The sequence below is a fragment of the Rhodococcus sp. 15-2388-1-1a genome, assembly GCF_002259145.1.
GTDB lineage: Bacteria > Actinomycetota > Actinomycetes > Mycobacteriales > Mycobacteriaceae > Rhodococcoides.
Genome location: NZ_NPFP01000039.1, coordinates 133,439 through 147,680 on the forward strand (window position 1 = coordinate 133,439; position 14,242 = coordinate 147,680).

Consider the following 14,242-nt stretch of genomic DNA (forward strand, 5'->3'; position numbering starts at 1 on the left):
ATGACAACACAATCCCACGAAGGCACAGCAGCGTCGCCGCACACTCCACCGCCGGGCGGTGAGGTCGATGCCGAACGTCGCACGGCTCGACGACGGCCGAATCTCGGACTCGATCGCTTCAGCGGTCTCTATGTGTGGATCGTCGTCATCGCGCTCTTCGCGCTCTGGATTCCGGACACCTTCATGACCCAGGGCAACTTCCGCATCATCGCGGGCGACCAGGCGATCACCGCGATGCTGGCCATCGGGCTGATCGTGCCGCTCGCCGCCGGGGTGTTCGATCTGTCCATCGCAGGCATCATGGGCTTCTCGGTCGCGATGGTGTCCTATCAGCTCTCGCAGGGTGTCAGCACACCCATCGCCGTCGTCACCACGCTGCTCTGCGGTGCGGTGATCGGAGCCGTCAACGGTTTTGTGGTGGTCAAGCTCAAGGTCGACTCGTTCATCGCCACTCTGGGAATGTCGAGCATCCTGCTGGCGGGAACCTATTGGGTCACGGACGGCAAACAGATCACCGAAGGGTTCACCGACGGCTTCCTCGACCTGGGGAGCAAGCCGTTCCTCGGTCTGCCGCTGCCGTTCTTCTACATGATCGGCGTCGCCGCCGTGATGTACGTGGTACTCGAGAAGACCCCGTTGGGTCGCTACTTCTACGCCACCGGTGGCAACCGTCAGGCCGCACGGCTCGCCGGACTACGAGTCGAGCGAATCATGTTCGGCGCGTTGATGACGTCGGCCACCATCGCAGCCTTCACCGGAGTGGTCCTGGCGGCCAAGCTCGGCACCGCCGCACCCGATATCGGCCCGTCGTACCTGCTCCCGGCGTTCTCGGCCGTCTTTCTCGGCTCGACTCAGATACGCGCAGGCCGGGTCAACGTGCTGGGCACGCTGATCGCCATCTACCTGCTTGCCACCGGTGTCAAGGGACTGCAGTTGGCCGGTGCTCCCAGCTTCGTCAACGACCTCTTCAACGGACTAGCCCTCATCGTCGCCGTGGCTCTCGCGGCTCGGACCGCACGCCGTACCTGAACTCCCTCCTCTCGAAAGGTGATCACGTGAAATCAACCAACTGGACGAAGGCTTTCGTGGCCCTCGTATCCGCGAGCCTGCTGGCGTCCGCATGCAGCAGCTCGGACGAGACCACGACGACCGGTGCAGCTGCCGACGTGGCCGGCGCGCAGGCCGTCGCCGATCGGTACGAGGCACCGCCGGCCGATCTCGTTCTGACAGCGCCGTTGAGCAGAGCTCCGGACAGCGGCAAGTACGTCATCAGTATCGAGACCCCACAACCGATCTCGAGCGCGAAGAACGACGCCATCCAACAGGCCGCGGACGTCCTCGGGTGGCGCTATCAGCGAGTACTGATGGGCACCGACGCAGAAGCGGCACCCAAGGCGATGGATCAGGCCATCGCGCTGAAGCCGGACGCGATCCACATCTCGGGTACCCCACTCACGATGCTCACCCGGCAGATCGAATCTGCCGAAGCCGCAGGCATTCCCATCATCGCGGACAGTATCGCGGGCCCGCCCGTGGCCGGTGTCATCTCGACCGCATTGGACGGTGACGCTCAGGTCGAGGAGTGGGGAAAGATGGTCGCGAGTCAGGTCGTCGCCGACAGCGACGGGCAGGCGAACGTCGCCATCTTCTCGATCACCGACTATTCGATCCTCAACGTCTTCACCGACGCGTTCACCGCACAGTTGAAAGCCCAGTGCCCCGACTGCACAACCCAACTCGTGAACCAGCAGGTCACCGATCTCGGCACCAAGACCCCCCAGAGCGTGGTCAGTACGCTCCAGCGTGACCCGACCATCAACTACGCGGTCTTCTCCTTCGGTGACCTCGTGCTGGGTGTCGATGCGGCCCTGCGTGGTGCAAGCCTGACCGATCAGGTGACCTTCGCCGGTCAGACGCCGACGCCGGACAACCTCGAGTCACTGAAAGGCGGCGACAACAGTGTCTGGGTCGGCTTCCCGGTGCAAATTCTCGGATGGCGCGTGATCGATACCCTGGCAAGGCAATTCAACGGTGACGACCTCGCCGCGGCCGATGCCGCGTTCCTTCCCACGCAATTGCTCAACAGCGACAACATCGGTTCGGCAGTCCTCGACGAGGACACCGGCTACTACGTCGGCGTAGCGGATTACCAGGGTGAGTTCGAGACACTCTGGCAGAAGTGACGCCACGGATCCTGTCTCTGTCCCACCTCTCGGCGCTGCATCTGGCACCGCCGGAGCTGATCGACTGCGCTGCGTCGGGCGGCTTCGGCGCGGTGGGCGTCCGAGTGGCGCACACCGAACGCGACCGGGGATTCTGTCTCCCGGCCGGATCGGCGCTGCTGCGTGAGACCAAATCTGCGTTGGCGCACAACGGGATGCGAGTTCTCGATGTCGAGGTGGTCAAGCTGCATCCCGGAAGTTCGAAGGGGGACTGGTCGTCCATCCTCGACGCAGGTGCCGAGCTCGGTGCCCGGCACCTGCTCGTCACGGTGCTCGACGACGAGCGCAACCGGGCAGCGGACAACTTCGGCGAGATCTCGGAGCTGTCCGAGGACGTCGGTCTTCGGTGTTGTCTCGAGCCGATGATCTTCTCGTCCATTCGAGACTTCTGCGCCGCTGCCGACTTCGTCGCCGCTGCCCGGGGCAGCAATGGCGGTGTTCTCGTCGACGCCCTGCACTGGGTACGGGCGGGGTCGGCGCTGTCCGATCTCGACGCCGTCGACGAGAACTCGTTGCCGTACTGGCAGATCTGCGACGCGACGTCGGCGGAGCCCTGGGACGATCTGAACGCAGCGATCACCGAGGCTCGAACCGACAGGCTCCCGCCGGGACAGGGCGCGTTCCCGCTGGTCGATCTCGTGCGGGCACTCCCGCCCACGGCTGCGGTCAGCGTTGAGGTCCCGTCCGCCCGTAGCGCAGGCGATACGCGGGCGTGGATTGTGGAACTGGGTCGAGCTACTCGAAAGGTGCTCGACGAAGCGGAAAGTGAGAAACTGGAGACATGACCAATAAACTGAATTGCGCGCTGTCGTGACCGGCACCTCGGAGCGAAGGTACGTCCACGTCGTCGCACCCGGCACAGCCGAGACGAGTGTCGACGCTGCACCCGTGCCTGCCCCGGACGGTGTCGTCGTCGACATCCGCTACTGCGGGATCTGTGCAACCGACACACACGGATACTCGTCCGCGGCCCTGCCGCCGGCCGTGTTCGGCCACGAATGGACGGGCACGATCAGCGCCGTGGGCGAGAACGTGACCACCTTGCGGGTGGGTCAGCGCGTGGTCGCAGGTGTCGGGCCTGCATGCGGCGTGTGTGCCCAATGCAGGGCAGGTCACGCCGCTCACTGCGACCTCGCATTCGCAGAGGCCAACGGTATTACCGATGACGCCCCCGCACACGGCGGATTCGCCACCACCCTCACGGTGTCCGCACGCAGGGCCATCCCGGTGCTCGACGCGCTGTCGGACGAAGAGGCCGCGTTGATGGAGCCGGCGACCGTGACGTTCCATGCCGTCAAACGTGCCGCGATCACGCTGGGCTCCACCGTCGTCGTCCAGGGAGCGGGTCCCATCGGTCTACTGACCGCACAACACGCACGTACCGCTGGGGCAGGCCGAATCCTCGTCAGCGAGCCGTCATCCGCACGTCGAACGGCGGCAACGGATCTGGGCTTCACCGACGTGGTGGAACCGGCGGATCTCGCAGCGTTGCTCGCCGACGTCACCGGTGGGCTCGGGGCCGACGTCCTGTTCGAGTGCACCGGAGTCGCCGCTTTGATGCAACCGTCCGCCGAGCTGGTCAGACGGGGCGGGACCCTGGCATTGCTCGGGTATCCGGGCACCGATTCCTCTGTCAGCTATGGCGATTGGCAGTCTCGCGAGCTCACGGTGATCGGCTCGCTGGCGTACTCGCACGAGGATTTCCTCGGTGCGATGACACTGGTCGCCGAAGGTCGGATCGATGTGAAGTCCTTGCACACCGGCACGATCGGGCTCGGTGAACTGGTCGAGATGTTCGCCGAGCTCGACTCCGGGACGAGTCGGCACGCCAAGGTGCTGGTCGACCCGAGTCGTTGACGCGGTGGGTCAGACGGGAGCCGGCACCGGCACCGTCTGACCGCTCCCGCAGGTCGCTCCACCGTCGACCGGGATGGCGACACCGGTGACGAACGACGCCAGCGGTGAGGCCAGGAATGCGATGACCTCGCCCACCTCGCGAGCGGTGCCCCAACGGTGAAGGGGCACCATCGTCCTGAGCGCTTCGTAGCGGTCGGGGGTGTTGTCCTCGATGCGTCGGGTCATGCCGGTGCTGATGGGTCCCGGGCAGACGGCGTTGACGCGGATTCGGTCGTTCGCCAGGTCCAGGGCGAAGGATCGTGCGAGGTTCACAGCGCCGGCTTTGGCCGCGGCGTACGGCCACCGGTTCGGCTCACCACCGAGCGCGGTTGCCGATGCCGTGATCACGATCGAACCGCCGCCTGCTCGGCGAAACGCAGGAATGGCTTCGCGCACACCGAGTACGACCGCACGAAGGTTGACTTCGATCGAACGATCGAAGACCTCCATGTCGATGGTTTCGATGGATCCGGATGCAGGCACACCGGCATTGAGCACCAGGGCGTCGAGGCGTCCGAACGAGGTCTCCGCGTGCTGTACTGCCGCACGGTTGTCGTCCTGGTGGGTGACGTCGCCGACGAACGGCACCGCATTGTCGTTGCCGGACAACCAGTCCAACGACTCCGCGGTGGTGTCGAACGCAACGACCGAGCCGCCGTTCTCGAGAATGATCTCCGCGGTCGCACGGCCGATACCCGACCCTGCACCTGTCACCACCGCGACGGTGTTCACGACGCGCTCGCCGTCGCCGGAGTCGACAGATCCTCGATGTCGTCGAGCAGGACTGCCAGCCGCGCCGGTGCGTCGACCCAATCGTTCGGCGAACGCATCTCGTCCCAGAAGTTGGGCTCGACGATCAGGTGTTCTGCGCCTGCCGCCAGCGCAGTGCGGATGTCGGTGCGGACCCCGTCGATGCCCTGGCCACCCGATCCCACATCGTCGGTGGGCCGCTGCAGATACGAACGGAGGAACAGTCGAATCGGACTCGCATCCTCCGAGCGCAGTTCCCGCATCGTCTCGAGTTGTTCGAGCAGAGCCTCCGGGCTGCCACTGCTGGGGTTCCAGATGTCGAACAGTGCTGCGGTGCGCTTCAATCCGGTCGCCGAACGCAGGCCCGAGAGCAGTGGTGGGTGTGGCTGCTGCACTGGTTTGGGTCGAACGATGGACCGCGGGATGCTGAAGAACTCACCCTCGAATTCCACCGGGTCGGGTCCCCAGCAGGCCTGCACTGCCCGCACCAATTCGCCCATTCGACGGCCGCGGGTGCGCGGATCGACGTCCATCTGAGCATGTTCCTCGTCGGACCATCCGGCCCCGAGACCGGCGACGAGTCGTCCGCCCGACAGTAGATCCAGAGTCGACAAGCGTTGCGCCAGTTCGACCGGACGATGGTAACCGGCCACCAGGATGCTGCTGCCAATCGTGATCGTCCTTGTACAGGCAGCGGCGAACGCCATCAGTTCGGTGGCACCGAGAACCGAGCGGTAGGCGGGATGCACGCTGGTGGTGTGGCGCCCGCCGTAGATCGATTCGTTCTCTTCGGGATAGAACAGGTGCTCCTGAACCCACAGGCTCGAGAAGCCCAGTTCCTCGGCCGAGGTGGCGAAGGCGCGGACAGCACCGGCGTCGACATGTTCACCGAGCTGAGGGAGGGACAAGCCGATTGCGAGAGTCACAGTACGGTCACCGTTCCCGTGTTTCCGTCGACTTCGATCATCGCACCGTCGGGGATTTTCAGGGTTGCGTCCTGCACCGAGACCGCGCAGGGAATGCCCAGTTCGCGGCACACTATCGACGAGTGAGTGATGGTGGCACCGACGTTGACGACCACGCCGCCGGCGAACACGAAGAGAGGGGTCCAGGCCGGATCCGTCTGTGGGGCAACGATGATGTCGCCCTCGGCGAGGTCGCCGACTTCGTACGGATCATGGAGGATGCGCGCTCGGCCGCGGCTCACCCCCGGTGCGCCGCCGACTCCGGTCAACGAATCGCCGGGAGCTGCGATCTGCGCCTTGTTCTCGGTCCTTCTGGGCCACTGCGAGAGTGGCAGCGGCTCGAACAAGAAGAAGGGCGGCTCGAGCTCGAAGAGTGCGAGGTACTGCTCGCGCCGCTCGGCAACGGTGGTTGCGAAACTTTCGGGATCGGCGACGAAAGCATCGAGTTCGTCGTCGAGAAGCATCGTGATGTCGTGATGGTCGTCCATGATGCCGCGGTCGACCATACGATGCCCCAATTCGTACAGGGCAGTGCGCATCTCGCCCATCACCTTCACACAGGCAGTCTTGGTTCGCTCTCGCCAGGGCATGAACTTGGTGATGGATTTGGCAGCGTCGAGGAAGCTCTGACGAGTTGCATCGTCGGGCATCTTGGCGGCGAGCTCCGCGGTGAGTGCGATGCGCTTGGACTCGTTGCGCCGTCCGATCACCTCGGGGTCGGATTCGTCGGGACTGAGCCGCATTCCGTTGATGGCCAGCAGAGCGAGCACCGGCTTCGATTCCCAACTGTCGGAGCGGATGTCCCACTCGTTCGGCGCTCGCGATCCGAACTTGTACAGAAAGTCGTCGAAGTCCTGTCGGAACTGCTTCGCATCGGGGGAGTCGCCTGCATCGACGGCGTCGAGGAGAGTGGCGAGTCCGTTGTCGAACAGGGAGGTCAGTTCCGCGGACTTCGCCACCGACCGACCCATGTTCCACAGGGCGTACGACGGTTCTGCCGAGTCGACTCCGCCCAGCCCGCTGAGGAGGTCGCCGAGCTTGTCGGCTTCACCGATGGCCTCGAGCAAGGCTCCGGCCACGGCAGGCCCCATCGTCGAGAGTGTGGTGGTCACCGGGTGGTAGGCGTAGCAGAAGACGAGGTCCGGAACGAACGATCGCGCGTGGTCGACCAGTTCGCGATCGCTCAGTGCCGACATGTCGGGGCGAGCGGCGCGAGCGGCGTCCGCCCGACGCTTCGCCTCCTCTGCCTCGGGAAAGGTGTCGGTGGTCAGAGCCCACGCGGTCTTGTCGGCCAATCCCGCTGTGAGCTGGTCGTTCTGGTGCCACGGTTGTTCGACGTAGTCGGGGATGTCGGGGTGATCGCCGACCCACAGGCTGTTCCAGACCGGAACGGTCAAGCCCGGCAGGCGGGCTCCGTTCAGCTCGGTCATCGAGAAGTTGGTGTAGTGGTAGCCGCCGAAGTTACCGATGATCTGCGGCATGGTCTCGTCGATCTCGGAGGGCAGGTGAGTGCCGAGGTGTTCCACATATCCTTCGCGCCAGCCGATGTTGAGGCCCTTGTTCCAGACGAGGGTCACGTTGAGCGGACTCGACGGGTCGGGAAGTACCTCCCCGGCGTTGGCTCGGGTGTACACCGGGTACCGCTCGCTGAACTCCCAGTCGGTGATCCAGCTGTCGCGATCGTTCTCGACGCTCACTGAGTGCTCCTCTGCCGTTGATGCCGGACTGTATTTCAAGTCACACTATAGAAACTATGGGGCAAAAGAAACATGTACAGAGATATTTGTCCGCAAGTCCGACAGGTTTGCCGACGTCAGGCGAAGCGTCAGTAACTTGAGAAGTGAATCAGTAACGGATTCGGTCGTGGACGAGCGCGGCCGCGACGGCCTCGACGTGAACGGTGGTGCTTCCGAGCAGTAGCTCACTGGTCTTGGCCCGGCGGAAGTACTGGTGCAGTGGGTGTTCCCACGTGAAGCCGATGCCGCCGTGGATCTGGATGGACTCCTCGGCGGCAAAAGTCGCGGCCCGGGACGCGAGCACGCGCGCGGTCGCTGCGGCGACGAGGAACTCGCTCGTGCGTCGCGTGTCGGCACCCGCCGCATCGAGTACAGCGGCCTCGGCCAATTCGATCGCGATCAGCATGTCGGTCAGACGATGCTTGATCGCCTGGAAAGATCCGATGGCCCGGCCGAACTGTCGCCGGGTCTTCGCGTACTCCACCGACATCTCGAGGCAGGCGCGCGCCGCACCCACTTGCTCGGCGGCAAGGGCCGTGATGGCTACCGCTTGTGCCGTGGCGAGACCGGTCGGCAGGTCTCGGCCGGTCACCCGATGTGCGACGGCATCGGAGAACTCGACTCGCGTGAGCCCGCGCGTGAAGTCCAATGTTTCTCGGCGAGTTCGGGTTACCCCGTCGGCGTGCGCATCGATCGCAGCGAGGTGAGGTCCGTCCGATCCGTCTGCGACCACGAACAGCACATCGGCATCGGAGCCGTCGACGACTGCTTCCTGGGCACCGTCGAGTACGACGGTGTCGTCGGCACCTTCGCGCGCGGTGACGAGCGAGGTGCCGAAGGGAAATCCCGTCACGAGTGCTGCAGTGGCGGTGCCATCGGCGATCGACGGGAGGTATTGCGCGCAGGCAGAATCGGAACCGGCATGCAGAAGAGTGAGCCCGGCCAAGATCACCGACGAGAAGTACGGAGCGCGTCCGAGCGAGCGACCGAGTTCGGACATGACGACTGCAGTGTCCTTCAACGCGAAGCCCGCACCACCGACGTGCTCGGGGAACGGAATCTCGGTCAAGCCCATCTTCAGAAGTGCAGGCCACACATCCTCTCCTGCAGCAGTTCTCGACAACGATGCCCGCAGACTACTGCTCAGGTCCTGCTGTTCTTCGGACAGTTCGAGTGTCATGCGAGGCCTTCCCGCGGTTCACGCGGCAAGCCGAGTCCGCGTTCGCCGATGATGTTGCGCTGAATCTCGTCGGAACCCCCGGCAATTCGGTATCCGGGTGCGCCGAGAAGATGCTCGGTCCAGGCAAACGTGTCGGGTACTCCGGTGTCGGCCAGAATGCTCGGCCCGAGGAACGACGCTGCCGCGTCGCCGATGCGTTTGAGGTTCTGGGTCCAGACCAGCTTGCCGATCGATCCTTCCACTCCCGGAACGGCTCCGGCCAATTCTCGCTCGGCGTAGCGAGCCACCAGCAGCGCCGAGGCCCGCTCGTAGATCGCCGCGTCGGCGAGCTGTTGACGAACCAGTGGGTCTTCGGTGATGCCCGAAGTCCGTGCCAACCGCAGCAGGTCGGCACTGTTTCCGCCGGCGCTGACAATTCCTGCGCTCGAACTTCGCTCGAAGCCGAGCGTCGTGAGGGCGACCGTCCAGCCGTCTCCCTCGGCACCGAGGCGCAGTGAATCCGGCAGCTCCACATCGGAGAAGAACACTTCGTTGAACGTCGAGCCACCGGACATCTGACGGATCGGTCTGATGTCGACACCCGGGCTGTCCATCGGCACCATGAATGCCGTCATTCCCCGGTGTTTCGGGACGGTCGTATCGGTGCGGGCAATGAGAAGACCCCACTCGGAGAACTGAGCTCCCGAGCTCCAGACCTTCTGGCCGTTCACCCGCCAGCCACCGTCGGTCTTCACCGCCTTGGTGGCCAGTCCGGCGAGGTCGGAACCGGCTCCAGGCTCCGAGAACAGCTGACAACACAACTGGTCGGCTCGGAGGAAGGCCCTGACGAACTGCTGCTTCTGCTCGTCCGTGCCCAGTGCATGAATTGTCGGAGCCACCAGTTCGACTGTGACAAGGACGCTTTCGTGCCGCTCGGGCGCTGCGAAGTCTCGTTCGAGACCGACGTACGCGCGCTCGTGGCTTGCGGTCAATCCCGGACCGCCCCATTCCTGACCCCATGTGATGGCTCCGAAGCCCGCGTCGATGCGAACCCCTTGCCATTGTCGGGCGGCGTCGATGAGCTGCCGCTCTTCGTCGTGGCTCCGATCGTGGAAGATCGCATAGTTGGAAACGGCCGATTCATTGCTCCGCCGCGCCATGTTTTCTTCGAGCCACGCTTCGGCCTTTTCGGTGAAAGCCTCAACGTCGATACCGCGATCATCCGGTGTCATGCTTTCTTGCCTCCTGCCATCTCGGCAATGCGTGCCTCGACCGCCGCCTTCGAGTCGGGGTGTTCGGACAGGCGCAGTGTGAACGTCTGTTCCAACTCGTATCCGCGCTTGAGATCGAGGTTCTCGCAACCGTTCAGCGACTGCTTCGCGAGAGTGAGTGCGTAGCGACTCTTCGACGCAATGGATCGCGCGCGCGTCATGGCCGTGGTCATGCAGTCGTCGTGCGCGACGACCTCGATCGGAGCGCCCCAACTCCGTAGTGTCTCCGCGTCGACTGCGTCGGCCGTGAAGAACAGACGCCGCATGGCTTGCTGCGGCAGCATGCGCGCCGTGAACCGGCCGCCGCCGAGGACACCGACTCCCATTTCCGGAAGCCCGAATGTCGCCCGCTCGGACGCGACCACCAGATCGCAGACCGACGTCAAGCCGAACCCGCTTCCGAGGCAGGGGCCGTTGACGGCCGCGATCACTGGGAGTGCGCAGTCCAGAACTCCGAAAATCGCTCGGCGCACTTCCCGCATCTCGATCTCGCCGCCGATCGAGTCCATGACCCGAAAGCTTCCGAGATCGTTTCCGGCGCAGAATATTCTGCCTCGACCGGTGAGCACCACGGCGCGAATGTCCTGGTTGTCGGACAGCGCCTCGAAGACCGTGGCGATCTCCCCGTACATCTGTGTGTCGATGGCGTTGACCTTGCCGCGGGCCAACTCGACCACCGCGATGCCGGGTTCCGGCTCGGTCACCGTGAGATGTTCGATTCCGTTCGGCTGGAGAGGCATTGGGGTGTCCTATCTTTCGTGTGCTGCGGCAAAGGTCATCGCAGCCATCTGAGGCGGCACCGTGACGCGGTCCTGCGTCCAGTTGCGCAGTGCGAACTTCTGAATCTTTCCGCTGGCCGTCTTGGGTAGTGAGTCGACGATGAAAACGCTCTCCGGGATCTTCTGTACGGCGATTCGGCGCTGTACGAGGAACTCGCGCACTTCCTCGAGACTCAGATCGCGGTGGTCGCGAGTGACGACGAAGGCGCAACCACGTTCTCCCGTCACAGGATCGGGACCTGCGACAACGGCGATCTCGAGCACATCGGGATGTGTTCCGAGTTCGTTCTCCACGTCGTAGGCGCTGACTTTTTCGCCGGACCGGTTGATGATGTCCTTGATTCGCCCGACCACATGAAGGGCTCCGCTACCGTCGAAGCGGCCGAGGTCGCCGGTACGGAAGAATCCATCGTCGGTGAACGCTGCGGCGTTGAGAGAGGCATCGAGGTAGCCGAGGAAAGTATCCGGTCCACGCCAGACGATCTCGCCGACATCGCCGGTCTGCGCGATCGCACCGGAGGCGTCGGTCACGACCACCTCGGTTGTCTCGATGGGGCGACCGTCGGATTTCATCCGCAATGCAGGCGGGTCCCACCGGTCCGCGGTGGTGACAGACGGCCCCTCGGTGGCCCCGTACATCCGGACGACGGTACCGAGGCGGGTGGTGGCCGCCGCGGTCAGAGCATCGGGGATGTCGGCTCCGCCGCAGACGATATAGCGGATCGACGGGGTCGACGAGTGAGTCGCTTCGGCGGCGTCGAGCAGGCCTCGGAGAAACGGTGTCGAGAAGATCATGAAGCTGCACTGTTCGTCGATCACTCGCTGCAGCGCTGTTGCCGGGTCCCACTCGGCCTGCAACACAACGGTTGCGCCCACTACGAACGGGAGAACCAGAGCACAGTTGACTCCGGTGATGTGCGTGACCGGAGACGGATTGAAGACAACGTCGGTTTCGTTCAGTCCGAACCACCGCGCCATCGACAGGTTTTCGTACACCAGGGTGTTGTGGCTGTGGAGTACGCCTTTGGGGTCTGCGGTCGTTCCCGACGTGTAGAGCAACAAGCAGATGTCGTCGGGCGACGGAGAAGTCGCGGCATCGAGTTCGGCGACCATCGCGTCCGTGGCCTCGCCGATCAGGTCGGTCCACCTGGTTCCAGGTCGGTCGTCCGCGTAATCGCCTACGGTGACGATCGATTCGAGGTCCGGTAGTTCGGCGGAGAGGTCGCTGTACATGTCGGCGACGTCGACCCCGCGCAACTCGGCGGGTACGAAGGCGATCCGCGCCCGCGACTGACCGAAGATGAAGCGGAGCTCGCGAAATCGGTAGATCGGCACGATCGGATTCGCGATGGCTCCGAGCTTCATCGCGGCATGGAAGACGACGATTGCCTCGGTGCAGTTGGGGAGCTGGAACGCGATCACATCGTCGGAGGTAATCCCTCGGGCGTGCAACGCAGCCGCCAGTCGAGTCGCGTCACGGTCGATGTCGGCGAAGCTCACGCGCCGGTCGCCGTCCACCACAGCAGTGGCGTCGGGATAGAGGCGGGCGGCACGTGAGAGGTAGTGCCCGATCGGAAGATCTGTCCACAGCCCGCGTTCGCGATACGACCGGGCGAGGTCGCTGCCCGGCGGCCGAGTCGGCAACATGGTCGGCTCCTGCCCTAGTCCTTCAGTTTTCTGACAATCACTACAGTAACTAAGCTACCAAACTATGTATAGAGTTAACCCGCATCACACCGAGATCGATGAGGTCAGGCCACAGACATGACAGCTGAGGAGAGTGTCGCTCCGCGGGGGCGATCGCCCAAGGTCTCCGCGAGGATCGCCAACATCATCGCGGACCGCATCCTCGACGGGGGCGTGGTAGAGGGTGAGCGGTTGCCCACGGAGAAGGACATGATGGCCGAGCACGGTGTTGCTCGGACCACGGTGCGTGAAGCGCTGCGTTTGCTCGAAAGCCGCGATCTGGTCACTATCAAATCGGGAATCGGCGGCGGGCCGGTGGTCAAGCGGCCGAGGCTCGAATCACTCGGCAACACCATGAAGTTGTTCCTGCAGTTGGACGGGGCCAACATCAGCGACGTCATCGATGCTCGTCTGATGCTCGAACCCATCATCGCTCGCGAGGCCGCCTCGAACGTGAGCGACGAGCAGATAAAGATCATGCAGGGTGCGCTGGATCGAATGCGCGAGGACCCGGGTGACTACGGCAATTTTCAGGAGAACAACGCCGAGTTTCAGCGGGGGGTGTACGACGCGGCCGGAAATCCGGTCCTGAACATTCTGATGGAAACTCTCTGGCTGTTGGTGCGCGACGCCGAACCGAACGAGCATCCTCTCGCGACGCGGCTGGCGGCGATCGAGATGCAGCAGGACGTCCTCGATGCGCTGAGCCTGCGCGATCCCGACGCTGCTGCGGCCACGATGAGCGCGTTCGTCGGCGAATCGGCGAAGTACTACCGTCGCCGCCTGCGGGCCATCATTTCCCGTCCGGTTCGGTGGCAGATGTAGATCTCCGAGACACCAGTGGTGTCGGAACGGATCTCGTCGCGGACTCCATCGAATCGACTCCGTGCTCGGTTTCGACCGCTTACTCGACGCGCTCTCCGTCCACTTCACCGGCGGTGGTGCCGCTGGACGCTCGGAGCGGACCGACACCGCCGAACAGAACCGACGCTCCTGCCGTCAGAAGTTCGGGAAGGTCGTTCTTTTCGTCGATCAGCCAATGCTCGTACGCGGAGATCGCCACGCCCAGGAGCATCCACCCGACGGTGCGCGGAAGGTGGTCGGCAGGGGCTGAGTTCGTTCGTGCTGCCACGTACTCGGCAATGACCTGACGCCAGCCTTCGTACATCACCATCGAGTAGCTCTGCAGTGCTGGATTTCCCAGGATCAGCGCCATGCGCTGTCGATGGACGGCAGCCTCCTCGGGCGGAAACGTGTTGAACTGCAACAGGGCCGATTGCAATCCGTCCGCGAGTCCGATGTCCTCGGGCAGGCCGTTCAGGTGGGTCCTCAATGCCGAGAGCTGAGCGTCGAAATCGCCCCAGGGAACTGCGTTCTTGGATGGGAAGTAGCGAAAGAACGTGCGCCTCGCGATGCCCGCGGCATCGGCGATGTCGTCGACGCTGGTCTCCTCGAATCCCCTGGCGGCGAACAGCTCGATTCCGAGATCACTCAGCTCGCCCCGCGTTGTGGACGGGCGTCTACCTGGCTGATTGGAGGGTTTCGCGCTCCTGACCATTTTCTTCTTTCCATCCTCTGGTTTTCTGCACTCAGTGTCATTATGTTGGTGACCCAAGCCACTGTCGACTCCGATTGTGGTCCGCAACAATCTCCGGAGGTTTCAGATGTCGAAGAACAACGAGAACGCTGTGGTCGGTACGGCTGTCGTCGAGTCCGATCTGGTCGAGGAGTCGTTGGTCGAGGAAGTGTCGATCGACGGCATGTGCGGCGTGTACTGA

The 14,242-nt window shown here is 63.9% G+C and carries 14 protein-coding genes; 6 read left to right on the forward strand and 8 right to left on the reverse strand.

Annotation, left to right across the window (positions count from 1 at the left end):
• Genes CH302_RS21100 through CH302_RS21115 form a run of 4 tightly spaced genes read left to right on the forward strand, consistent with a single transcriptional unit; the run spans position 1 to position 4,079 of the window.
• Positions 1-1,029, forward strand: a complete 1,029-nt coding sequence (locus tag CH302_RS21100; RefSeq protein WP_052047383.1) for an ABC transporter permease — start codon at positions 1-3, stop codon at positions 1,027-1,029.
• Between the two features lie 26 nt (positions 1,030-1,055).
• On the forward strand, positions 1,056-2,183 hold the full coding sequence (locus CH302_RS21105) for a sugar ABC transporter substrate-binding protein (protein WP_176460744.1): 1,128 nt from the start codon (positions 1,056-1,058) through the stop codon (positions 2,181-2,183).
• A complete protein-coding gene (locus CH302_RS21110; RefSeq protein WP_230596165.1) occupies positions 2,180-3,007 on the forward strand; it encodes a sugar phosphate isomerase/epimerase family protein in 828 nt (275 codons plus the stop codon). Before CH302_RS21105 ends, CH302_RS21110 begins: the two co-directional genes overlap by 4 nt.
• Positions 3,008-3,032: 25 nt before the next feature.
• Positions 3,033-4,079 carry a zinc-dependent alcohol dehydrogenase gene (locus CH302_RS21115; RefSeq protein ID WP_037188403.1) on the forward strand — a complete coding sequence of 349 codons (1,047 nt, stop codon included), beginning with the start codon at positions 3,033-3,035 and terminating at the stop codon, positions 4,077-4,079.
• Positions 4,080-4,088: 9 nt separating this feature from the next.
• Here the strand turns inward: CH302_RS21115 and CH302_RS21120 are convergent, their stop codons facing one another.
• The 7 genes from CH302_RS21120 to CH302_RS21150 form a co-directional block, all read right to left on the reverse strand.
• On the reverse strand, positions 4,089-4,850 hold the full coding sequence (locus CH302_RS21120; protein ID WP_037188401.1) for an SDR family NAD(P)-dependent oxidoreductase: 762 nt from the start codon (positions 4,848-4,850) through the stop codon (positions 4,089-4,091).
• Complete coding sequence (locus CH302_RS21125) at positions 4,847-5,794, reverse strand: TIGR03619 family F420-dependent LLM class oxidoreductase (RefSeq protein WP_037188400.1); 948 nt, start codon at positions 5,792-5,794, stop codon at positions 4,847-4,849. The genes CH302_RS21120 and CH302_RS21125 overlap by 4 nt, the downstream gene beginning before the upstream one ends.
• Positions 5,791-7,530, reverse strand: a complete 1,740-nt coding sequence (locus CH302_RS21130; protein WP_037188398.1) for a PEP-utilizing enzyme — start codon at positions 7,528-7,530, stop codon at positions 5,791-5,793. Before CH302_RS21130 ends, CH302_RS21125 begins: the two co-directional genes overlap by 4 nt.
• A gap of 148 nt (positions 7,531-7,678) precedes the next feature.
• A complete protein-coding gene (locus CH302_RS21135; protein ID WP_037188396.1) occupies positions 7,679-8,749 on the reverse strand; it encodes an acyl-CoA dehydrogenase family protein in 1,071 nt (356 codons plus the stop codon).
• The gene (locus tag CH302_RS21140) at positions 8,746-9,960 is read right to left on the reverse strand and encodes an acyl-CoA dehydrogenase family protein (protein WP_037188394.1); all 1,215 of its coding nucleotides are present in this window, start codon (positions 9,958-9,960) and stop codon (positions 8,746-8,748) included. The genes CH302_RS21135 and CH302_RS21140 overlap by 4 nt, the downstream gene beginning before the upstream one ends.
• Positions 9,957-10,739, reverse strand: a complete 783-nt coding sequence (locus CH302_RS21145; RefSeq protein ID WP_037188392.1) for an enoyl-CoA hydratase-related protein — start codon at positions 10,737-10,739, stop codon at positions 9,957-9,959. Before CH302_RS21145 ends, CH302_RS21140 begins: the two co-directional genes overlap by 4 nt.
• A gap of 9 nt (positions 10,740-10,748) precedes the next feature.
• Positions 10,749-12,425 (reverse strand): AMP-binding protein, encoded by a 1,677-nt coding sequence (locus tag CH302_RS21150; protein ID WP_037188390.1) that lies wholly within the window; start codon positions 12,423-12,425, stop codon positions 10,749-10,751.
• Positions 12,426-12,542: 117 nt separating this feature from the next.
• Here CH302_RS21150 and CH302_RS21155 point away from each other — a divergent pair, with 117 nt between their 5' ends.
• Positions 12,543-13,289, forward strand: a complete 747-nt coding sequence (locus tag CH302_RS21155) for a FadR/GntR family transcriptional regulator (RefSeq protein ID WP_037188388.1) — start codon at positions 12,543-12,545, stop codon at positions 13,287-13,289.
• Positions 13,290-13,368: 79 nt separating this feature from the next.
• Here the strand turns inward: CH302_RS21155 and mftR are convergent, their stop codons facing one another.
• A complete protein-coding gene (gene mftR / locus CH302_RS21160) occupies positions 13,369-14,022 on the reverse strand; it encodes a mycofactocin system transcriptional regulator (RefSeq protein WP_037188386.1) in 654 nt (217 codons plus the stop codon).
• A 106-nt stretch (positions 14,023-14,128) separates the two neighbouring features.
• On the opposite strand from mftR, the gene mftA reads away from it, so the two are divergent.
• Positions 14,129-14,242: a mycofactocin precursor MftA gene (gene mftA / locus CH302_RS21165; RefSeq protein WP_080733295.1), complete on the forward strand. Its 114-nt coding sequence runs from the start codon at positions 14,129-14,131 to the stop codon at positions 14,240-14,242.

Bases quoted from the DNA above. Each gene is read 5' to 3' on its own strand.
- CH302_RS21150 (WP_037188390.1), bottom strand. From the start codon at position 12,425: ATGTTGCCGACTCGGCCGCCGGGCAGCGACCTCGCCCGGTCGTATCGC.
- mftA (WP_080733295.1), top strand. From the start codon at position 14,129: ATGTCGAAGAACAACGAGAACGCTGTGGTCGGTACGGCTGTCGTCGAG.
- CH302_RS21135 (WP_037188396.1), bottom strand. From the start codon at position 8,749: ATGACACTCGAACTGTCCGAAGAACAGCAGGACCTGAGCAGTAGTCTG.
- mftR (WP_037188386.1), bottom strand. From the start codon at position 14,022: ATGGTCAGGAGCGCGAAACCCTCCAATCAGCCAGGTAGACGCCCGTCC.
- CH302_RS21100 (WP_052047383.1), top strand. From the start codon at position 1: ATGACAACACAATCCCACGAAGGCACAGCAGCGTCGCCGCACACTCCA.
- CH302_RS21145 (WP_037188392.1), bottom strand. From the start codon at position 10,739: ATGCCTCTCCAGCCGAACGGAATCGAACATCTCACGGTGACCGAGCCG.
- CH302_RS21155 (WP_037188388.1), top strand. From the start codon at position 12,543: ATGACAGCTGAGGAGAGTGTCGCTCCGCGGGGGCGATCGCCCAAGGTC.
- CH302_RS21140 (WP_037188394.1), bottom strand. From the start codon at position 9,960: ATGACACCGGATGATCGCGGTATCGACGTTGAGGCTTTCACCGAAAAG.